Annotated in this window: 22 protein-coding genes; 4 read left to right on the top strand and 18 right to left on the bottom strand. The window is 59.7% G+C overall.

The features are described from left to right. Positions 1-86: 86 nt before the first annotated feature. The 3 genes from AAE514_RS07575 to AAE514_RS07585 form a co-directional block, all read right to left on the bottom strand. Positions 87-1,217, bottom strand: a complete 1,131-nt coding sequence (locus tag AAE514_RS07575; protein ID WP_347330928.1) for a 4-phosphoerythronate dehydrogenase — start codon at positions 1,215-1,217, stop codon at positions 87-89. Between the two features lie 254 nt (positions 1,218-1,471). Continuing rightward, positions 1,472-2,368, bottom strand: a complete 897-nt coding sequence (locus AAE514_RS07580; RefSeq protein ID WP_347330929.1) for a 5'-3' exonuclease — start codon at positions 2,366-2,368, stop codon at positions 1,472-1,474. Beyond that, complete coding sequence (locus AAE514_RS07585; protein WP_347330930.1) at positions 2,365-2,961, bottom strand: elongation factor P hydroxylase; 597 nt, start codon at positions 2,959-2,961, stop codon at positions 2,365-2,367. Before AAE514_RS07585 ends, AAE514_RS07580 begins: the two co-directional genes overlap by 4 nt. A 200-nt stretch (positions 2,962-3,161) precedes the next feature. Between AAE514_RS07585 and AAE514_RS07590 the strand changes: the two genes are divergently transcribed. Next, positions 3,162-3,860: a hypothetical protein gene (locus tag AAE514_RS07590; protein WP_347330931.1), complete on the top strand. Its 699-nt coding sequence runs from the start codon at positions 3,162-3,164 to the stop codon at positions 3,858-3,860. Positions 3,861-3,955: 95 nt separating this feature from the next. Here AAE514_RS07590 and tusA read toward each other — a convergent pair whose 3' ends face one another. Further along, a complete protein-coding gene (gene tusA, locus AAE514_RS07595) occupies positions 3,956-4,210 on the bottom strand; it encodes a sulfurtransferase TusA (RefSeq protein ID WP_347330932.1) in 255 nt (84 codons plus the stop codon). A 145-nt stretch (positions 4,211-4,355) separates the two neighbouring features. On the opposite strand from tusA, the gene AAE514_RS07600 reads away from it, so the two are divergent. Together AAE514_RS07600 and AAE514_RS07605 are read left to right on the top strand one after the other, a co-directional pair. Further along, positions 4,356-4,739, top strand: a complete 384-nt coding sequence (locus AAE514_RS07600) for a hypothetical protein (RefSeq protein ID WP_347330933.1) — start codon at positions 4,356-4,358, stop codon at positions 4,737-4,739. 68 nt (positions 4,740-4,807) lie between these two features. Then, positions 4,808-5,101 carry an antibiotic biosynthesis monooxygenase family protein gene (locus tag AAE514_RS07605; protein ID WP_347330934.1) on the top strand — a complete coding sequence of 98 codons (294 nt, stop codon included), beginning with the start codon at positions 4,808-4,810 and terminating at the stop codon, positions 5,099-5,101. A gap of 68 nt (positions 5,102-5,169) precedes the next feature. On the opposite strand, the gene rlmM is transcribed toward AAE514_RS07605, so the two are convergent. The 3 genes from rlmM to AAE514_RS07620 are packed head-to-tail and all read right to left on the bottom strand — an operon-like array spanning position 5,170 to position 7,095. Next, positions 5,170-6,225: a 23S rRNA (cytidine(2498)-2'-O)-methyltransferase RlmM gene (gene rlmM / locus AAE514_RS07610; protein WP_347330935.1), complete on the bottom strand. Its 1,056-nt coding sequence runs from the start codon at positions 6,223-6,225 to the stop codon at positions 5,170-5,172. Next, the gene (locus AAE514_RS07615; protein WP_347330936.1) at positions 6,222-6,872 is read right to left on the bottom strand and encodes an alpha/beta family hydrolase; all 651 of its coding nucleotides are present in this window, start codon (positions 6,870-6,872) and stop codon (positions 6,222-6,224) included. The genes rlmM and AAE514_RS07615 overlap by 4 nt, the downstream gene beginning before the upstream one ends. Then, positions 6,865-7,095, bottom strand: coding sequence for a YheU family protein (locus AAE514_RS07620; RefSeq protein WP_347330937.1), 231 nt, complete (start codon positions 7,093-7,095; stop codon positions 6,865-6,867). Before AAE514_RS07620 ends, AAE514_RS07615 begins: the two co-directional genes overlap by 8 nt. A gap of 103 nt (positions 7,096-7,198) precedes the next feature. On the opposite strand from AAE514_RS07620, the gene AAE514_RS07625 reads away from it, so the two are divergent. Beyond that, complete coding sequence (locus tag AAE514_RS07625; protein WP_347330938.1) at positions 7,199-7,723, top strand: glycine cleavage system transcriptional repressor; 525 nt, start codon at positions 7,199-7,201, stop codon at positions 7,721-7,723. A 165-nt stretch (positions 7,724-7,888) separates the two neighbouring features. On the opposite strand, the gene AAE514_RS07630 is transcribed toward AAE514_RS07625, so the two are convergent. From AAE514_RS07630 to AAE514_RS07680, 11 genes are all read right to left on the bottom strand, one after another. Then, entirely contained in the window at positions 7,889-12,055 is a 4,167-nt protein-coding gene (locus AAE514_RS07630) for a DUF6701 domain-containing protein (RefSeq protein ID WP_347330939.1), read from the bottom strand. Between the two features lie 30 nt (positions 12,056-12,085). Then, positions 12,086-12,523, bottom strand: coding sequence for an MSHA biogenesis protein MshP (locus tag AAE514_RS07635; protein WP_347330940.1), 438 nt, complete (start codon positions 12,521-12,523; stop codon positions 12,086-12,088). Beyond that, entirely contained in the window at positions 12,513-13,283 is a 771-nt protein-coding gene (locus tag AAE514_RS07640; RefSeq protein WP_347330941.1) for a PulJ/GspJ family protein, read from the bottom strand. The genes AAE514_RS07635 and AAE514_RS07640 overlap by 11 nt, the downstream gene beginning before the upstream one ends. Next, on the bottom strand, positions 13,283-13,744 hold the full coding sequence (locus tag AAE514_RS07645; protein WP_347330942.1) for a prepilin-type N-terminal cleavage/methylation domain-containing protein: 462 nt from the start codon (positions 13,742-13,744) through the stop codon (positions 13,283-13,285). The genes AAE514_RS07640 and AAE514_RS07645 overlap by 1 nt, the downstream gene beginning before the upstream one ends. A gap of 7 nt (positions 13,745-13,751) precedes the next feature. Further along, positions 13,752-14,189, bottom strand: a complete 438-nt coding sequence (locus tag AAE514_RS07650) for a prepilin-type N-terminal cleavage/methylation domain-containing protein (protein WP_347330943.1) — start codon at positions 14,187-14,189, stop codon at positions 13,752-13,754. Between the two features lie 245 nt (positions 14,190-14,434). Continuing rightward, complete coding sequence (locus tag AAE514_RS07655; RefSeq protein ID WP_347330944.1) at positions 14,435-14,839, bottom strand: prepilin-type N-terminal cleavage/methylation domain-containing protein; 405 nt, start codon at positions 14,837-14,839, stop codon at positions 14,435-14,437. Between the two features lie 145 nt (positions 14,840-14,984). Continuing rightward, positions 14,985-15,557: a hypothetical protein gene (locus AAE514_RS07660; RefSeq protein WP_347330945.1), complete on the bottom strand. Its 573-nt coding sequence runs from the start codon at positions 15,555-15,557 to the stop codon at positions 14,985-14,987. Between the two features lie 4 nt (positions 15,558-15,561). Beyond that, positions 15,562-16,782: a type II secretion system F family protein gene (locus AAE514_RS07665; protein WP_347330946.1), complete on the bottom strand. Its 1,221-nt coding sequence runs from the start codon at positions 16,780-16,782 to the stop codon at positions 15,562-15,564. A gap of 5 nt (positions 16,783-16,787) precedes the next feature. Next, positions 16,788-18,524 carry a GspE/PulE family protein gene (locus AAE514_RS07670; protein WP_347330947.1) on the bottom strand — a complete coding sequence of 579 codons (1,737 nt, stop codon included), beginning with the start codon at positions 18,522-18,524 and terminating at the stop codon, positions 16,788-16,790. A gap of 3 nt (positions 18,525-18,527) precedes the next feature. After that, the gene (locus AAE514_RS07675) at positions 18,528-19,931 is read right to left on the bottom strand and encodes a hypothetical protein (RefSeq protein WP_347330948.1); all 1,404 of its coding nucleotides are present in this window, start codon (positions 19,929-19,931) and stop codon (positions 18,528-18,530) included. Next, positions 19,928-20,857 carry an ExeA family protein gene (locus tag AAE514_RS07680; protein WP_347330949.1) on the bottom strand — a complete coding sequence of 310 codons (930 nt, stop codon included), beginning with the start codon at positions 20,855-20,857 and terminating at the stop codon, positions 19,928-19,930. The genes AAE514_RS07675 and AAE514_RS07680 overlap by 4 nt, the downstream gene beginning before the upstream one ends. Between the last annotated feature and the right edge of the window lie 2 nt (positions 20,858-20,859).

Here is a 20,859-nt window from a genome sequence, read left to right on the forward strand (position 1 = left end):
ACCTGTCCCTGACATCGAGCACTGAGACCTTGCAAACGGGGAGGAGACCATATACGGATAAGCCGGAAGGCGCATCCGCCGAATAGCTACTTCACCCGAAACCCAAGGGCCTCCAGACGCACTCGAGCCTCTTCGGAGTAATCCCCAGTGACGCGATAATTCCCAAACTCCCGACGCTTGGGGTATTCCTTGCGCAGTCGATCAAAGCCTTTGGCAAAATCCGCCTCACCTCGGTCCGCGCGCTCGGCCAGCTCGCGCAGTTGTCGGTCGTCTTCGGTGATGTCATACACCTGCGGAACCAGCCGCTGAATGGCCGGCCAGGGCTCACCACCGGCCCAGTGCCGCTGGGGGTCGGCCACCGAGGGGCGCAATGCACTCAGGTCTTTCTCCGGCGTTCGCCCCAGATGCCGACACAACGCCTCGTAAATCATAAACGTTCCCTGCATCTTGCCGTCATAGCTGTAACCGGCGATGTGGGGGCTGCCCAGGGCGACTTTCTCCAGCAGCGGACGAGAAATGTCCGGCTCCGGCTCCCACACATCCAGCACCACTTTCAGATCCGCCCCGCTCTCCAGGTGGTTCAGCAAAGCCTGATTATCGATGACCGGCCCACGACCGGCATTCAGCAACACGGCGCCGGGCTTGAGCTGCTTGAGCTGCTCCGCCCCCAGCAAGTGCACGCTCGGGTGCGGGCCCGACCGAGTTAAAGGCGTGTGCATGCAAACGATATCGCTGCCCAATACGTCGGTAAGGGACGTCAGCTCGGGAATCTGCTCCGTGGAGAGGAAGGGGTCGTATACGCGGCATTCAACGCCCTGGGCCTTTAGGCGGCGATACAGCCGCCCTCCGACATTGCCGCAACCGATAATGCCGACCCGCTTCCCCTTCCAGTCGACATTGAGGTGGGCCAGCGCAGCGTAAACGTATTCCACCACGGAGTTGGCGTTGGACCCGGGGGCGCTGACCCAGGTGATGCCTTGGTTGTCGAAATAGGCAGTATCGAGATGGTCGATGCCGATGGTGCAAGTGCCCACAAACCTCACAGGAGTGCCCTGGAGCAACTCGGCGTTAACCTGGGTGACGGAGCGCACCAGCAGCGCGTCGGCGCCCTGGAGATCCTCGTTGGTCATATTTCGCCCGGGCAGGCGGATGATTTCGCCCAGGTCGCCGAAGCATTCATTGACCAGGGGGATGTTTTCGTCAGCTACGATTCGCATTCTTTTCTTCCGTTTTGTTTGGTTTTTCTGCATAGACCGTTTTTGTGTAGGACACGGTAAGGCGTCAGCCGCCACCTGCCACAAAAGCCATAGCAATGCGACGAGGTGCGACGGGTGGGAATGAATGGTAGGTGGCGGCTAACGCCTTACCATACCCTACGCCTCGATTTGGTTGAATTGGGTGGGAAACAGTTCATCGCCGGTTTCCAAGGGGTACGCCCTACCTCGGGTCGGACGCGACGCCAGCACCAGCTTCAATAGCCCTCGAGAACCCGACTGGCTCGACTCAGAAACCCAGCGCCAAATCCCATTTCATCGGCAAACTCCTCCAACGCCCACCAATCCACCGGGCCGAACTTCAAGTCCGCCAGTGTAACCCCCAGCGGCAAATCATCCACAATACGGGCCAACTGCCGGGAAACTTCCACCTGCTCCCACGCCGCCTCCAGCTTCGCCGCCAACGTTCTGGCACCACGAATGGGCAACGACGCCACAGCGGACAAATCCGCTCGCAGCGCCTCCAAAGAGCCGAAATGCCGCAACAGCGCCGACGCCGTCTTCGGCCCGACCCCGGGCACGCCGGGAATATCGTCAATACTGTCCCCCACCAGCGCCAGATAATCCACCAACTGATCCGGCCGCACCCCCAGCTTGGCCTCCACATCCGGTGCATAAGCACGGCGGTCGGCCGCGTGGTCCCACAGGTAGTCCTGGGGGCGGCTCAAAAGTTGGCCCAAATCTTTATCCCGAGTCAGGATCGCCACCGGGCGGGGGCTGCGACGCAGGGAGCGGGCCAGGGTGCCGATCAGATCATCCGCCTCGTGGGTGGGGCTGGCAAAGCTGGCAATGCCCAGAATTTCCCCAAAGCGCCGGCAGGCCAGCAGCTGAAACGCCAAGGCCTCGTCCGGGTGAGCGCGGCTGATTTTGTAATCCGGGTAGAGGTCGTTGCGAAAGCACTGCCCCAGGCTCTCGTCGTAGCAGGCCGCCAAATGGGTGGGGCGGGACTCTTCCATTAGCCGCAGCAAAAACGTGCTGTAGCCGTACACCGCGCCCGTACCGTAGCCCTCCTCCCGGCTAAACCAGTGATCCGGCAGGGAGAAATAGTAGCGGAAAATGTAAATGGAGGCGTCAATCAGGCAAATGGGGTTCATGCCACCTCATCCCAGCTGAAGTGGCGCTCATCCAGTAGGGCCTCCACGTTGGCGGCGGTGCCGTAGAAGCTCACCAGCGCTTCCAGAAACGCCCGTACCCGCTCACTCACGCCCTCCCGGCAAAACCGAAGCACCTGGGCGTGGATGGCCTGTTTGAAAGATTCGCTCGGCCCCTGGTTGGCGGCCAAGTTATCGGCGCTGGGCCGAAAGCGCCAACCCGCGGCCCGAGAAAACAGCCACTCCAACGCTTGCGGGCGCACCTCCACCCGCTCGAACAGGGCCTGCTCGGCCTCGGTGCGGCCGTCGGGGGCGTACCAGTAGCCGTAATCCTCCCGCTGGCGCCGCTCGTGGCCGGCCACGCACCAGTGGGCCACCTCGTGCAGGGCGCTGGCGAAATAGTCCCGGGTAAACCAGATACAATGGACGTCGCTCGCGGCGCCCTCCCCCGAGCTGGCGTCGCTCGCCGGCCGGTACAATGGCTCCAAAGCGCCCCCGCGCAGCCGGGTCAAATGGCTTTTAAGGAACGTTTGGTCAAACAACCGGACTAAGTCTCGACAATCGTGCCGGTTTGTGTTGCCAACTTCGGTCAACATGCAACTCCTAAAAGGCACACCACTCAACAGAAGCTGGTGAGCGCAAAGATTTTTCTTACCAAGTGTTGTGCTTTCGGTTTATAACCTATACTTTAGAAACAGATGGCGGAGTATTTTGCGTATCCCGCGTTTCGGGAACCCCACCATCCGTGTCTCCTGGGCTAGCGTCGTTAGCCCCAGCCTCAGCCAGGAGGTGTATTATGAAGACCTCACAGTCACGCCACAACACGGAAAATGTGGTCGATCTCTTCACGGGAAAATCTCTCTCCGAGCTGCATGATCAGCGCTTCATTCGACTCGCCCCCGAGCTGGATGGGCTGGAAATGCTGTATTCCAATGATACCAGCGACGATCGCCTGTTTAGCCTGAAAGTACTTTGCTGGGGCCTGCGTGCCAACGGTGAGGTAGTGGGGCTGGTCCCCTGGCTCAACGATATCGTGGCCTGCCCGGATATTTGTGACCCCCTTAACGGTCAGTGGGAGGGCTATTACGACCCTGGCATTGACGACGTGTTTTTCGACGCCCCCATGCACAAGGTCATCGAGCTGGAAACCGCGGCCGAATATTACGAGCTGCAGTGCGAGAACGAAGACGATGTGGTGCAGGAGCTGCCCGATACCATCGGCACTCACGCGGTGCTTGCCACTGAAGAGTCCAACAAGCTGCACCTGGTGGAGGTGATCAGCTGGCGGCTGCTTCACGACGGCAGCGTCTACGGCATGCTCACGGATATGAACAAAATCGTCAGCACGCCCGTACTGCCCGGTGACGACTGCTTGTATCCGGCGCAGACCAGCGACCAGTTCCGGTACTTTTTCCAGCATCAGATCGCCAACAAGATCAAGGCGGAAGACCCGGAGGCGCTCGCGGCGATCTCTCTGCTGGTGGACGGCTACTAACTAACCGCCCACCATTTGCGCAGCGCCATCAAACGCTTCGGCGCCCGCCCCGCGGGTGCTGGAGGGCGCCCTTTTCCCAACTGACAACGCCCGCGTTACTCGCTTTTGCGGATGTAGTAGTGATACTCGTCCTCCCGGCGACGTTCCTCCACCAGCTCATGACCCAGAAACTGACAGAATTTGGGAACATCCCGGGTGGTGGATGGGTCGGTCGCCAACATCTCAATGACCTCTCCGGCTTCAACCTCCCGCACCGCCCGGTGCAGGAGCATCACCGGCTCGGGGCATACCAAGCCGCGCGCATCCAACTGCTTGCCAATTTTCCAGGGGGTCGTCTCAGGCTCTGACATCCGGTCGCATCTCACAGTTAATGGGTTACCCATAGAATTATTGACGCAATCGCCGGTAAAAACCGCCACTGATTGCTAGACTGATAAGTAGGAAGTCCTATGGCAGGAAGGCTGAACAAGAGTCGTAGCTTACAGGGGTTACCCTATGTCGTCGCCCAGTCAGTCCCACGCCCACGCCGCCCTTACCCCGACGGCGCTGGTTCTTACGTCCCACTTATTGCGTCATGATAACCCGAACTTGGCTTTCGCCATACAGCATGCTCTGGAATACCTCGGCGCCGACCGCCCGCCCCCTTCGACACAAGCCAATGAGGAGCTCCAATTGAACACTGCCCTGCTGGCCAGCCTGCACGCCCAAACGGTGGGAGAAATTCTGGCGGCGCTGACTGTGCTGGGCCAGCAGGCAGTCAGCACCCCGCAGCGCCATCCCGAACGGGTGGCATTGCTCCATGAGTTGCTGGACGAGTGGGTCGCCCTGGCGGAGTGGATTTTACAGCGCACGGATAACCCGCCGGAGCGGTGGCATTAGACGCGCTATGCAATCAACGCTAAAATACCCCCTTCTGATTGAGACTGTCATTACAACCGGAACGCTTCATGATCTACGTGCTCGTTGAACGCCACATCGCCGATGGGATGGAAAGCACTTACGAAATCGCCGCTCGCAAAGCTTTGAAATCGGCTTACGAAGCCGAGGGATTTCTAACGGGGGAAACGCTTCGCGACCTACAGCGCCCCAACCACCATTATCTTCTGTCCAAGTGGCGTTCGCTGCACGACTGGAAACGCTGGTACTACAGCGACGAACGCTACGAGGTGATGAACCAGCTTAACCCCACGCTGGCGGATTTTGAGAAAATAACCCTGCTGGACAAAAACCCGGTGGAGTAAGGAGCGCCTCTAAAGACGGCGCCCGTAAGCGGAAGAAGAAAGAAGGACGAAGAAAGTACCCGGCGGCGTTACCGCAACCGCACCAAGTGGCCGGTTACCTCTTCACGGTCGTGGTACAGCTGTTTGAAGGCCAGGTCCACGCTCAACCCGGCGTCCGCACACTGTTGCTCAATGCGCTCGCGCAACCTCGCCACTTCGGCGTAGCGCTGCTTCATGGGCAGCTTTAAGTTAAACACCGCCTCCCGGCACCAACCATGGCTGCCCCAGTGGGCGATCAGGTTAGCCACCCTCGCCGGTTTGTCGGCAATATCACACACCAGCCAGTCCACCGGTTTTTTGGGCTCAAAGGTAAAACCGTCCTCCCGGCAGTGGGTGACCTGTCCGGACTCCATCAGCGCCTCCGCCATGGGGCCGTTATCCACGGCCTCCACGAACATGCCGCGCCGCACCAGCTGCCAGGTCCAGCCGCCGGGGGCCGCGCCCAAGTCCACCGCTTTTTGGCCGCCACCGAGGCGGGCGTCCCACTCGTGGGCCGGCACAAAGTGGTGCCAAGCTTCCTCAAGCTTCAACGTCGCCCGGCTCGGCGCCCCTTTGGGTTGGCGCAGGCGCGGTATTCCCATGGGCCAAGCGGCTCGGTTATTGACCGGACTGATGCCCAGGTACATGCACTGGCCTGACAACAACATCAGGTGCAACTGCCAGGGGCTGGCAGGGTCCATCAGCTTTTGCTTTTTCAGGGCGGATAACAGCGGCGGCGTCAGTTTTTTTCCGAGGGTGGACAGTTCCTTGCCCTCGTTGGTGTCCAGCGTTTCAATCACCAGCGAGCGGGTCGGGGGCAGTTCAGCGGCCAGTTCCATCAGCGGCCCCACCCGGTTCTCCGGAGGCAAGTCCCGGCGGGGCGGCCCGGTCACAAACCACTGGCGGGTAAAAATCAGGTCCATAAAGTACAGGCGCTGAACCAGCTCCAACGCGCCCTCGGGCTCGTGGGTAACGTAGATCACGTACGCTTGGTCGGCCTTGGCTTTAACAAAGCCATACACCCCGACGGCGGTGGCGAGCTCCTGGATCTCCGCGGCGCACTCCTTTTCGAAGCCGGCTCGGCAGTGCAAAAACAGATGGTTCATTGATTGTCTCCCAATTTGTGAAGATCCCCTATCCGCTGAAGGCTCCACCGCCCCACTGTGTCGAGGGCGCTCTGCCAGTGTTCGCTCTGGCGGTGGCCGGATTTGACCCGGGGTTTGAAGTCGTGGTCGCCATCGTCCAGCCAAAGCCAGTCCAGTGACGGGGGCAAGTCGTATTCGGCCACTTCCTCCTTTCCACCCAGGGGGTCGCGAGTGCCCTGCACGATCAGTGCCGGCACCGTGAGGTTTTGCAGGGGCTCGAGCCGGGTTTTTTCCGGCTTGCCCGGAGGGTGGAAGGGGTAGCCCAGGCAAACCAGACCGGCCACCCCCGGCGTTTGCGAGGCCAGGCTGGCCATACGGCCGCCCATGGATTTCCCGCCAATCAACAGCGGAAGGTCCCCGGCCGCCTCTTCGATGGCGGTTTGCCAACACTCCAGAAGGATGGGCTGACGATCGGGCGGGCGTTTCTTGCCCGTGCGGCGACGTTCGGCCATGTAGGGAAACTCGAACCGCCAAAGGTCGATACCCCGCTCGCACAGCCCCGTGGCCATGACGTTCATAAAATCACTGTCCATGGGCGCTCCGGCCCCATGGGCGAGCACCAGCCGAGCGGCGGGCTGCTCGGGGGTATTTTTCAGCCACTCAATCATTGTCCAGGTCCCGCGCCTCACGCTGGGTGAGCAGGGTGACGGACTCGGTGGCGGGGTCGAATACGATGACCACATCGCCCTGCTCTATTTGCCGGCGCACCTGTTCGACCTTTCGCTCCAGGCTGGTTTCTTCCCAGCCGTAGTCGGTGCCTTCACGGGTGATAAATTCTTCCATCAGGCCCCGCAGGGCGGAGTCGGAGAGTTGTTCGTGGGGAATGATCATGGTGTCTCTTTGGTGGTTGTCGGTGCTCGGGGGTGTCGGTATTTGCTTTTGTGGGTGCTTGGGTCACAATGTCGGCATTACACGTCTGAAATGGATGATAACAATGCAACACTATTTGATTCTGACGCTAATCAGCGACGATAAACCCGGCATTGTGGAGCGGTTGGCCCAGATTATCCAGGAGTATGAGGGTAACTGGCTGGAGAGCCGTCTGTCTCACCTGGCCGGGAAGTTTGCGGGTATTGTACAGGTTGCGGTGCCTCAGGCGCAGCGCGAGCCGCTAACGAAGGCGCTTGAGGCGCTCGGTGCTCAGGGTTTTAAGCTGGTGGTGGAGTCGGCCGAGGCGGAGGAGCGGCCGGCGTTCCGGGCGTTGCGCTTTACGGTGGCGGGCCCGGACCGGTCGGGGATTGTGCGTGAGATTGCTCAGGCGTTTGCTCGGCGCCAAATTAATTTGGGGGAGCTTGAGACGGATTATTCGAGTATGCCTTGGTCGGGGGAGCCGATGTTTCAGGCGAATGGGGTGATTGAGGTGCCGGAGTCGGTGAATATGGATGAGTTGTACGATGAGATGGATTCGATTGCGGATGAGTTGGCTATTGATATTCGGTTGGAGGAGGATGGCGAGTAGAATCCTGTGTATTTCCTCCAGAACGTCCAGCGAAGGGAGCGGGGATGCCCTTCTCAAAACGCGATAGATACGTCCCTGTAGCTCCCTCTCTTCATCCCTGAAGAGAGGGTTTGAGAAGGGCATCCCCGCTCCCTTCGCTTCAGCAGCTGCATCACGCTCACGCTTCTATTCCAGTACTTCTCTCCAGTAGATAATTCTGTCGTGGCCTCGGTAGGAGCCGAAGCCGATGTTGGCCGGGGGCATGTTGATGTCGTTGTTGTGGTCGCCGTCCCGGTTCCAGTCGAATATTAACCAAGGTCGGTCGGTTAGGTTGACGAGGATGTCGAAGGAGCCCGTGTTGCCTTCTCCGGGGGCGGTGAAGGTTTGGCCGCTGTAGCTGTTGTTGATGTTGACGCCGACAGCGTCGAGGTTGTCGTATTGGCCGGTGGTGGTGCCGCTGCCAATGGGGACGGTGCGGTTGCTGTCGTCGGTGAGGGTTCCGGTGGGTTCGTAGGTGATGGCGCTACGGGGAATGCGGGTGCAGCTGTCGTCCGCGTTGCGGATGAATTCGGTTCCGTTCCAGTATTCGGTGTAGAACGGCGCGGGCAGGTTGAGAACTTCGGGGCCGAAGGCGTTTTCCAGTTTCAGACGACCGAAACGAAGCTCTAGGGTATCGCCCAACGCTACGGCGTTGCAGTCGTTCGAGGCCGTGCAGTCTCCCGTGGTGTCGGCGTTCATGTCATAGCCTGTGAGCGGGCGGTTGTCGGGGTCGGACAGAGCAGTCAGGCCGATGCGCAGGGATGGCCAGGGGCCGTCGGGTTGGCTGGCTCTTCGTAGCATGGCGGTGTTGGTATCGAACTGTCCCGTGCCGTCGTCCCACTCCCCGTCAAAGGTCGCTTGCACCCGTCCGTTAAAAACGTCGCCGTTGCCGCTGCCGGCGTTTTCCGCCACGTGGCCGGTCGCCGCCGGTGCGGCCACTTGCTGGTAGGCCAAGTCGGTATTGTCGTAGTTGCTGACGTTGTTGCCGCCTAAATTGCGCGCCACTACCGTCACGCTCAACCCCACCGCGGGCTGTTGAAGGTAGCTAAAACTGCTGCAGGTATCGACGCTGTCGCTGGCGGTGGCCGCATAGTCCCAGGGGTAGAAACGCCCTATGGCATCACTCTGGGAGGTGGTAACCAAAGCGCCCGTTCCTTGATAGCCGTCGCCATCGAGTTGGGGGGTCAAGGCAATGGCCCCGACGTTATCCCAAGTCAGGGTATCGGCGGTTAGCTGGCCCGGTCCGGTGCGGGAGAAGCTCAGGGCATTGGCCAGGGTGCCGGTATCTCCGCCGGCGGGATAAACCAGCGCGGGCGGTGTGGCGAGTTGCACGCTTTCGGGGGTGGTTTCGTTGCCGAAGTTGGGCGTGAGCTGGTCGCGCTCGTTACGCGCTTCGACAGTGACCGAGAAGGTTTCGCCAGCGGCAACAAAACCCTCGCTCTGGGGGTCCTGTCCCGCATTTGTCCCCCAGCCCGGGGCATCGGCCCCGGCACCGTCCCTTACCGCCGTTACGGCCAAGGTGTATGGCCTGACAATGAACTCGTTGCTGTCGCCCGAGACGGTATCCACCCGGTTCGGGTCATTTTCCACCGGCACCTCCACTCGGCCATGCAAGCGCACTTGGCCCACGTCCGAATACTCCAGAGGGATGGAGGCGAAGCCGTCGTTGTCGAACGACAAAGAGACCGACGTGTAGGCCAAAGCGGCATCGCGGTTGTTGGCCGTTACGGCTTGGTCGTTTAGCGTCAGCGTCTGGCCGGCAATACATTGGGTAGGGTTGCGGCACTCGAAAGCCAAGTCCACCGATCTGTTCTGGTTGGTTACCGCCGCCTCACAAGCGCCGGTTTCGTCGTCCGTGCGGACCACCCGAAGCGTCGGGTCCGGGTCGCGCCGCCCCGCGACTTGGGTGGGCACCGGTGGGGGATTTAGCGGGTCAACATTACGATTGCCGTAAAAACGCAGGGCCTGGTCGACGAAGTTTATCTCCGCTCCCACACCCGAAGCACTGCCGGTGGTTTCCAGCACTTCGGGAGTGACGGTGGTCGGTTCGGTGTGGGTCAGATAGCGCTCTACAAACGACTCCACTCCGGAGAAGGTATAGAAATTGCCACCGACCCAACTGGCACCGGAGCCAGCGGGAACGACTCTGAATTCAATTTCGGTGCCGGCCTGTGGGACCATGGCGTCGCCATTACTGTCGCGGGCCGTGACAGTGACAAGCTGGGCTTCGCAGGTCAGACCAATAGTGCCATGTTCCACCGTGTAGTAAGCCACGGCGGTTTGCGGGCAGTGGTAGAGGCCGGGGGCGGTACCCTCAACGTTTCCGGCCGGAATCAGTTGCTGGTTCATGGGGGACCCGCCACCGGGGCGCGACCAGTACAATTCGATATCCGCATCGCCCTGGTTTTCGTAATATTCCAATTGTAGGTCGTAGACCTGACCGGCTGCCAAAGGTTGGGGAGCCGAGTTGAAGGCCTGATCGTCGTGGTCGTACCATTCGTCGATTAGAGTTTGTCCGTCCAGCAGCAACCGAACGCCATCGTCCGACACTACGGTAAATTCATAGTCGCCCGACTGGCTCACCAACAATTTTCCGTTCCATAGGATGGAAAAATCACTGCCCTGCCCTAGCACTGTGGGACCGTCATCGCCGTTCCAGGTAAACGCAATGGGCCCATCCACGCGAGTGGCGGTGGGAGGGCTGTCGCGCACGCTGTCCAGGTCCTGCGTGTTGTAGTAATTGCCCATTAGGCCGGGCTCGGCGGTGGCGTTTGGGCAGATCACATCGGGGCAGGGATGAGTGGCGCCAAAAATTTGTTGAACGTCATCCAGTCCCAGAACGCCGTCATAAACGCGAACTTCGTCCAGCTGACCATCCAAGTATTCGTGAGTGCCTCCCGTATCCATGATGCTGCCAATACGGTCATAACCATTGCCAATCACACCAGTGGCAATACTGCCATTATTGTCGAGAGCCCCGTCTATATAGATACGAAACTCGCCCGCCTGATGATCGCGTGTCAGCACCACATGGTGCCAACTGCCGTCATTAATTGAAGCCAGGGACTTCGTGGAGTTATCGTTGGCAATAGACACGCCGATACGGCCCTGGCTATCGAGCCAACCCCAAAAAATATCGTCGGTCCCACCGGCCTCTTCCACGCCGGCCACCCCCGGCGCCTGCCAGGCGGTGTCGCTGCCCACCTGCGAGGTTCGAATCCAAAAGGCAAGCGAAGCGGTGGCGTTGAGCGTATTTGACAGCCCCGGCACCGAAATGTAGTCACCGCTGCCGTCAAACTGGCCGTATCCACAAGAGCCGGGATCGCCCGCAATGGCAGGGGTCGAATTATCCGTACTGGCATCACCCTGAGCGGTGCCATGATTGCCGTTGCCGCTCGTATCCTGCACTTCGCCGGCCGTGCCGTTCCAAAGCGTTTCGTCCATGCGCCAGTAGGACACCGGCTTCGGGGGGCCTGTCCGGCAAAAAGGCGCAAACTCAACACCATCGAGGACTCCGCTCGGATAGTCGATTGAGGTTTCATTGGCCAAGTTTACTGTCCCCCCAGATACCGCGCCCACGACACTGGATTGAAAACCGCTCTGAAACTGACTGCCCGCGTAGAGAAACCCCGCCATTTGCACCTGATCGGCAAAAGTGATGTTGCCGGTGGCATAGATCAATAACTGCTCAGGATTGAAACCAGAGGACCTCGCTGCATAACCAATGCTGACATCGCCATCAACAAAAATTCGAACCGTGCCACCGCTTACCACTACCAACTCCGTTTCCTGACCGATAGTCATATCCCCAGCGATCCAATAGTCCCCAGCACTAAACTGGACTTCCGATTGGTAGTTACTGGTCAGGCTTTCCATCAGATAGGTCCCGCCAGTGGTGCTGAAATTCAACACACGTTCCTGCCTCACTGAAATCGTTGAGTAGTCACCTTCACTCACAGTGGTGACACCCCCTTTAGGTCCAGCGGCGTTGACCCCACCATCGACCCCACTTCCCCTCACAAAATCAGGGCTTCCGGTGGCAGCCGGGGAGCCACTTGCCGTACAACTGCTTCCTCCGCAGGTCACTTGATTTCCGGTCGTCAGCAAAGGAGTATCCAGTTCGCTTCCACCCCCCGTAACCTGAGTTTGAAAATTGGCATTGATGCTGCCGCCAGACGAATGACTCTGCACACCATTGGTAAACACCGCATCGCAGGCGGCGGACCAAGCCGGCGATGCCCAGCTGGCGAGCAGGATGACCGCTAGCCAACGCGCGTGTCTTATCCAGGCTTGTTTATCGGTGATTGCGTTCATTGAACGGATTCCAACACTCGTTGCGCATGATCAAAAGCGGGCCTGAACCCGCAGCTCCCGCACGGCGCGGGTCGCCCCCGTACCACAGGCGCCACTGGCTTCCACCCGGTAGATACCCGGCTCCAGCAGCTCGCAGCTTACCTCGGAGGAGCACAGGTTAAGCCCGGAGATGCCGGAAAAGTCCAGGGACTGGCTTAAGCTCGTGCAGCGACTATCCACCGCCGGGCGGGACGAGGCACTGGGGTAAAACAGCTCACTCAACCCCGACTGGAGGCCACTTTCAGCCGCGTACAGTGCCTGCACGGTGAGCAGTTCCTGGACGCTCGCCACGGAGCTCTGGCTGGTGGTGCGCCAAAGGGCCAGGGCGGCGAGTCCCATTACCACGACGATGAACATGGCCACCGGCAACAGGAAACCTTGCTGCGCGGCGGGCAGTGCGGACGGTGAGCGGTTCCGATTAGGGGACATTGCGAATCAACACCTCCTGTTCAAAGGCGAGCGATTCACCCCCTTCCGCAAAGGCAATATTTAGGCGCACCAATACATTACGGCTGTCGCTTGCCGCAGAGAGCGAAAAAGGCGCGCCCACGGCCTGGGCGCCTCTGGCCAGGAGGTCGTAATCCGAAGTGACGTCTATGCCAGCGGCGGTGCGATCCTGGTTCGGGTAAAAGCGAAGCTCCCCGCCAAACAAACAAAACCCCTCTGGTGGATTAAGCAGAAAGAAACGCTGGCCGATTGAGTTGCGCTGCCACCGGCGGCTGGGGAAGTCGACGGACGTCGCCGTGCGACTGGAGACCGACGCCAGCGAGACCGGGCTGCCGCCATAAAGCTCATCGCTGCTCATGGCCCCAATGGTGAGGAAATCCGCGGAACCGAAATCAACACTGTGGGGCGCCGTGGCGATGGACGCGTGCGCTGGCGCCTGGTTGGACTGGTCCGGGACCGGGTTGCGATAGTAACCACCGCCGGCCACCGGCATAAACTCCACGCAGCTGCCGCTGTTGGTAATGCGTACACTATAAGGCATGGCCCCGCGCAGTTGGCGAGTCATTCGCTCCAGAGCGGCGCGGGCGGTATTCACCAAGCCCGCCCGGGTCTGGGTCTGCTGATAGCTCTCCGTGGCGGTCACAATAAAGCCCGAGCCGATGGTCGCTATGACGGCCAGCACCACCACCACGGTAATCAGCTCGATCAAGGAAAACCCGCGCTCGCTCCGACAGACCATCATCAGAAATTGGTCCGGTAGGCGGAGAGAGTCAGTGATTGCCCGTCCGGGGCGGTCGCGACCACAGTGATGCGCTTTGCCCAAGCATTGTTGGGCAAGCCCAGCTCGGTGCCCGCCAGTTCCACGTTCACTTGCCGCTGATAGCCGACGTAAGGCGAATCGGAATAGCCGTCGAAGCTACTGACACCCCCCGCATCCGCGCAGACAGGGGCCGGCGGGCGGGCCGCTGGAACCGTGCTGCCACAGGCGGGCACGCCGCCGGCGGGGGTGTTGGCATCGTAGGGCTGCGCGAGAACCTCGTCCAGCTGGGACTGAGCCGCCTCCAGCAGACGGACGCGAACGACCGGGTCCACGCTGTTCACCACGGAGTGCTGGTAGACACTAAGCAAGGCTCCCATCGCCAAAGCCACGACCGTGATAAAAACGATCAGCTCTATCAGAGTAACGCCTCTTTGCGAGGCCATTGTAGGGCTACGGCGTATAGGCATAACCACTGGCCTCTACATTAATGGTGGCTGAGGTGGAACCACGGGCAATCACCAACTGTCCTTCGGAGGTTCGGCCCAATTTGTCAAAAGCGTAACTGCCGGTACCGCCGGTTATGGTCACTCCTTGGGGGAGCGTGATGGGATAGGGGCTGCCGGTGGCCGTGACCGAGTTGCCGTTTTCCGTCACGTTAAGACTATTTGCGGAAACCGTAATTTGAATGGGATTGGCGTCGCTGGCGCGCGCCATAGCGAGCTGTTGGGCAGTAGAAAAGGCCGTCAGAGTTTGATCGCGGGCGGACTGCACGGCGGCGACATCGGTGCTGTAGAAGCGAGGGAGCGCAACTACGCTGATAATGCCCAGAACAATGATAACCGCTATTAGCTCAATTAAGCTAAAGCCACGCTGGGCTCGTAATGTCACTCCACGGTTGCTTGTCGCCATTGATAAATCAACGCGTATAAGGTGATGAAGGAGAAACCGTTCCGTGAAAAACAATGAAGGGCCCTGTTGTTGAGCCCTCACTGCTTCTCACATTAGCGGAAAAGCCTTGTATTATAGCCAAACCGATAATCGGCACTAGGGCAATCAGCCTCAAGCTACAGGAATACTCGCTTTGCGCCAACTGCCTTAGTGCTTAACCCCTTCCCCTTGTGCTCTGCCGCGCGTTATTGCACACCGTAGGCAGTGAAGGTGGCAGTCGGCTTATTCGCATCAACGGCACCATTATCGTCAAAACCGACTGTGCACTGAACAGTTGCACCATCACCCACTGCAGCAGAAGGAATGAAATAATTTGCCGGCAGGCCGCCTTCCAACAAGGGACCTACCTCGTTGCAATCAGTGACGTTGGTGGGCGTGGGCGCATTAGCCAAGCCTGCATCGGCCGCCACAGAAGCTGCATAATTAAGGGAGCTTGCACTCGCAAGACTGCCAGCGACACCTTCTACGGCGGCTTCTTCCGCGGCAGCGGACAAATCCACAAACCGGGGCACGGCGACGGCGGCAATAATCCCCAGGATCACGATAACCGCGATCAATTCAATCAATGTAAAACCGGACTGTTGTTTCATAAGTATCAACTCCATCAGTGTGGTGAGTTCAATTATTAAAAGTGCTGCAAAGTCGCCGCCCCGATGAGGCCGAAATTGGCGCCTGATCACACCTAACTATAGTTTAATTCAACATCCATGCCAACAAATTTCCTAATTATTTTCGTCATTTCGGTGACGAATTGACGGTTACACTGCCATGGCGAGGCAGGTAGTCAAAATACTGCCGAATCGGCCCGTCAACCAAATGACGGTAGCGGCATGCCTGGTCGCCTTCCACAACTACAGACGAGACACTGTAGACCGCATTTCCGCTCGACTCTTGACCTTCACTCCGAATTGAAGGCGCTCCATAAAAAAGTCCGCTCCAAAGTTCCATACATTCCCAGGTTTCCAGGGTGCCGTCCTGAGCCGTCGCGGTGGAGGCGGTGTTAACCGGCCAGCCCTGTCGGTTCAAGTAGACTGTCACAGGGCGCGTGCCCTGCCCTTCGCCCGGGGCGATAGGTAACTGTTCATACACACTTACAGTGTAGTCAACATTTCCCTGGCTTTGTTGCACGTACCATTGGGCTCTGACGCCGGATACGGCCGTTTCAAAATTCTGGGCGGCCAGCTTGAAACTCAGCTTTTGCACATCGGCCGCCATTCGGGTGTAAACGCCCACGGCCATCATGACGATGACGCCGATCACGATGATCAACAACAGCCATTCAAATACGCGCGCATTCCGTCCGGCCATAGAGTCACTGTTGGATGTTATACATTTCCCACATGGGAAGAAAGATGCCCAGCGCCAGGATCAATACAAAGCTGGCCATGATCACAATCATAATAGGCTCAATTCGGTCGCTGAGGCGCTTGGTGTCATAGTCCACTTCACGCTCGTAAAACTCGGCCACTTCGGCAAGCAGCTGGTCCACCTGCCCGCTTTCCTCCCCGACGGCGATCATTTGCAATACCAGCGGCGTAAACATACCACTGGTCATGTGCGTCTGGAACAGGCCCTCGCCGCGCTCGACCCCCGCCCGGATTTCCCGAATTTTGTCGCCCAGGTAGGGGTTGTCAATAGCGCGGGCGCACAGGTCCAGCGCGCGGTTGACCGGCAGGCCGGCCCGCAGCATCACGCTAAAGGAGCGAGCGTAGCGCGCCATGGAGGCCCGTTCGATAATGTCGCCAATCACAGGCAGGCCCAGTTTCTTTCGGCCCCACCAGCGGGCGCCTTCGTCAGTGGCAATATAGTGTCTCAGCCCAAAGAAAACCCCGACGGTAATAAACAGTAAATACGGCCAGAAGTCGACAAAAAAGTCGGACACACCGATCAGTATTCGGGTGGGCAGCGGCAACTCGGCGCCGAACTGGGCGAACATGTTGCCGAAGGCCGGGATCACCTTGATGTTGATAACCAAAATGGCAATCGCCAGGGCGACCAGAACGAAAGTCGGATAGCGCAAGGCCGCCTTGATGTTCTTAATGGTTTCCTGGTCGCGCTCAATATACTCGCCAAGTTGTTTAAAGGCATCTTCCAGCGAGCCGCTGTCCTCCCCCACGCTGACGATACTGACGAACAGGTTGTCAAACACCTTCGGGTGGTGACGCATCGCCACGGACAGCTCAAGGCCGGCTTCCAACCGGTCGGCGATATCCTCTAGCGTCTCGCGAAAGGTGACGTTTCGAAGGTTGGCCGCCAAGCCTCGTATGCCGCGCACCAATGGAACGCCTGCACGGGTGATGGTGTACATCTGACGGCAGAACATGATCAAGTCCACCGTTTCCACTTTGCCGCTGTTGTGCCAGGCTTGGAGACGCTCCGAGAGGCTGGCCTTGTACTCATAAGGCTCAATAGCCAGCGGCGTGACGCCTCGCCCGGACAACTGCCCGGCAACGGCGTCGGCACTGGCCGCCTCTAGCTGGCCGGTTACCAACCGGCCTTCGGCGTTGCGTCCTCGAAACTGGTAGGTCGCCATGGCGGTTAGATTATCTCCGCATCATCTTCAATTTGCGCCGATACTTTCATCACTTCCTCCAGGGTCGACAGCCCTTCGATGGCATAGTCCAGAGCGGCGTGGCTTAGGGGGCGGTAGTGGGGGCTGGCCTGCGCCGCCCGGGTAAAGGCGTTGAGGCTGTTGTCGCGTAGCGCTTCGGCCATGGCGTTGTTGATTTCCAACAACTCAAACACGCCGATTCGACCGCGATACCCTGTATTGTGGCAGTGCGGGCACCCCGCGCCCCGCTTGAATTGCGCGTGCTCGAGGTTGTGGCCGTGGCCGATCGCCGCCAGCAGCTGTTGTTCACTGGCATCGGGGGTGTGATCCTCAATGCAGCTTGAACAGATTTTCCGCAGTAACCGCTGAGCGACAATGGCTTTCAATGCCGTCGCCACCAAGTAGCCGTCCACGCCCATGTCAATCAAACGAAGCGGTGAGGTCAACGCGTCGTTGGTGTGCAGCGTGGAGAGCACCATATGGCCGGTCATGGCCGCGCGCAAGGCAATTTCGGCGGACTCGGCATCACGAATCTCGCCCACCAGCAGGATGTCCGGGTCCTGACGCAGGGCGGCTCGAAGCACACTGCCGAAGGTCAGGCCGATGCGTTCGTGTAGCTGTACCTGGTTAATACGAGGCAGCCGGTACTCCACCGGGTCCTCCACGGTGATGATTTTTTTCTCCGGCTTGTTCAGCTCGGACAGGGCCCCGTATAGCGTGGTGGTTTTACCGCTACCGGTGGGTCCGGTAACCAACACCAGGCCGTGAGGGCGAGTAATGATTCGGCGGAAACGATCCACCAAATTCGATGGCATGCCCACTCGCCCCAGAGGCAAGACCCCTTCGGTATGATCCAACAGTCGCATGACCACCGACTCGCCAAACTGAACCGGCATGGTGGACAGGCGCACATCAATGTTGCGACCTTTAACCTTGAGGTTAAAGCGCCCGTCTTGGGGTTTACGCTTCTCGGAAATGTCCAGCCCGGACATCAGCTTCAGGCGAACCACCAGCGCCGGGGCGATGCGTTTTTCGTTCATCACCTGCTCAAGCAACACACCGTCGATCCGGTTACGAATGCGCAGCACGGTTTCATCGGGCTCGATATGAATATCCGAGGCCTTGGCGGAGATGGCTTCCTCAAAAATTTTCTGCAGCAGCTTGACCACCGGCGCGTCGCTATCAGTCGCTTCCGCCGCGAAATCCGTCAGGTCAATGGCGGAGCTTTCGAGCTCTTCATCCAGCTCTTCGGCCAGTGAGGCGATTTCACTGGCTTGGCTGTAGGCGATGTCGAGTACGTCCAACAGTTCGGACTCCCGCACCACCGCCGGCTTCAGCGGTTGCTTCAGTTGGCGGGCCAAATCGTCCAGGCAAAAAATGTCGGTGGGGTCGGCCATGCCCACCAGCAGGCCGTCCGAGTCCTCGCGCAGGGGGATCACCCGGTAGCGCCGAGCACTGGTTTCCGGCAGGCGCTGAATCAGATCCCGATCAAAACGGAACTGCTTAAGCTCGACAAAGGGAATGTTGAGCTGTTCAGACAACAGGTTAAGCAGCGTACTTTCATCGACGTAACCGAGATCCACCAAGGTGTTGCCCAGCTTGCGGCCGGTGAGCTTTTGCTCCTGGAGCGCGTGCTTGAGCTGATCGTCGGTGATCATCTGCTGACTGACCAGCAAATCCCCAATGCGGATACGTTTGCGCGGATTGGATTGCGGTTCCGACATAGTTCAGGATTCCTGTGTCTGTATTCGCCGTCTCAGGGCATTGACGCGGTTGTGCAGGTATTCCTGCACGGCGGCATCATTGCGATAGCCACCACTTTCCAGCGCTTGGCTGAAGGCGTTCAGTGCCGCCGGGTCATCGTCTTGCGCATCCTTGGCCAGCCCCAGCCCCAGCCAGTACGCCGGGCGCTCGCCCATGTCCGTTAGCAGAGCCTGGTAGTGATTCGCCGCCTCGGTAAACCGCTTCTGCTCATAGTATAGGCGAGCCATAAGCGCCCGGTACGGCTCGTGCCGCGCCGCCTCTTCGGCCCCGGACTCCAGTAAGCTCAGCGCCTTCTCCGTCTGCCCGGTCGCCAGCGCGAGCTGAGCGCGACGGTAGAGCGTCTCCTCCGCCGGTAGGGGGTGGTCGGCAAGCAGCTGTTGCGCGCGGGTCAGCTCCTCAGCGCTCAGGTACACATCGAACAATACCCCGATGCTTTGCACCGGCACCGTGCCTTCAAACGACCACTCCCGAAGCGTCTTTTCCAAGAGCGAGCGCGCCCGCTTAACATCGCCCTGGGACCACCAGCGCTCGGCCTGACTCGCACGGTTTCGGTCCACCGAGGCGGGGTCGGGGCGCACTGACAGAGACGACTGGGCCGTTGCCGGTTCAGCGGCGGACTTGGGCTCGGCCGGCACATTCGCCAGCGCCTTCGCCGACGCCTCCGCCAACGATGCCAGGCGCGCTTCACTGGCCTGAATGCCTTCGACGCCCGGGCGAACGGAGCGGGCCCGCTGCAAAAATTGCCGGGCCTTTGTCAGGGCCTCCCGGTCCATGGCCGCCTCGGCCAGCTCTCGATACCGCTGGGCGATGGCCGCCAGCCCCGCCAGCGCCTCGGGCTGGTCAGGTTCCATGGCCAGCACTTGTTGATAGTATTCATAGGCGTTATCACTCACTGGCCGTGTCAGACGGTCCCGCGCTCGGGCGGTGCGGGCCGACTCCAATAAGTTTGCAATAAGCTCCGCCTTCGCGGCACTCGCTTCTGGCGTTGCCGCTTCTTCTGACGTTGCCCCGTCCTCTGCCATGGTCGGCTCCGAGCGACTGGGCTCATGGAGAAGGGGTTCAACGGCTTGAACTTCCGGTTTCTCGACTGACGCCTCGGCGGTTGCCCGCTTGACCGGCGTTGTCGCCACCTGAGTGGGCGCGGAGGACGATGCCGAAGAGGCGGCGGCCGAGGGGGACGGCTCGCGCGACTCAGGCCACCACCAAAGTGTGGCAATGACCACAATCAGAATCACGACGCCGCCCGCCATCACGGCGGGCATGATGGAGACCGAACGAGTCGCTCGGTGGTGATCCCCGAGGGGGTCATGATCACCGCGTGCGCCCCGGCGATCGAGATCCTTAAGCATATCGTTCATCAAGCTCATGGCTGTCCCCCAACGCTCATGGCTGTCCACCACCAGCCGGCGGTGAGGCCACCGAGGCCGACGATCATCAGAGGCATGACCCACAACCAATGGTTTGCCAGCCAGCGCCCGAGGGTGCGGCTTTCGGTGGTGTCTTTGACCGCTCGGGCCACCTGAGCACGGCCCACCTGGGCCTGGCCCTGGCCGTAACCCACGAGTAAGGACTTGTGGGCAAGAATATTGATCAGCCGAGGAACGCCGCCGGAGGCGCGGTGGAGCAAACGAACCGCGCCGCGCGAAAACAAGGAGCGCCCGCGGTAGCCCGCTGACTGCAAGCGGTAGTCGAGGTAATCGCCCAAGGTGCGCCGGTCGATGGTGCCCAGAGTTTCGGAAAACACAATGCGTTGCTTGAGCTGACGCAGGTCACTGCGGTTAAGCACTTCGTCCAGCTCGGGCTGGCCGAGCAACACCACTTGCAAGAGCTTGTTTTTCTCGGTTTCCAAATTGGTGAGCAGCCTGAGCGCTTCTATGGTTTCCCGGGGCATGGCCTGGGCTTCATCCACCACGAGAACCACTCGGCGTTTCTGCGCCGCCAGTTCCACCAGACGGCGGTAAACTTCATTAAGCAACTGGTAGGCTGGCATATCGGGAGCCGGCTCGACCCCGATCTCCTGCGCCAGGAAGCTTTTCAACTCATCCGGTGTCAGGTAAGGGTTGGGAATATAGGCGGTAATGAATTCATCGCCCAGGCTCGCCAGCAACTTTCGACAAAGCAGGGTTTTGCCGGTGCCCACTTCCCCAACAATTTTAATAAAGCCTTCGCTGTGCCGAAGCGCCAGCAACACGGTATTGAGCACCGCCCGGTGGGCGGCGCTGTCGAAAAAGAACTGTGTGTCGGGCGTGAGCGAAAATGGCATCTCGCGCAACCCGAAGTAATGCTGGTACATGA

The organism is Marinimicrobium locisalis (genome assembly GCF_039822625.1).
Classification (GTDB): Bacteria; Pseudomonadota; Gammaproteobacteria; order Pseudomonadales; family Cellvibrionaceae; genus Marinimicrobium; species Marinimicrobium locisalis.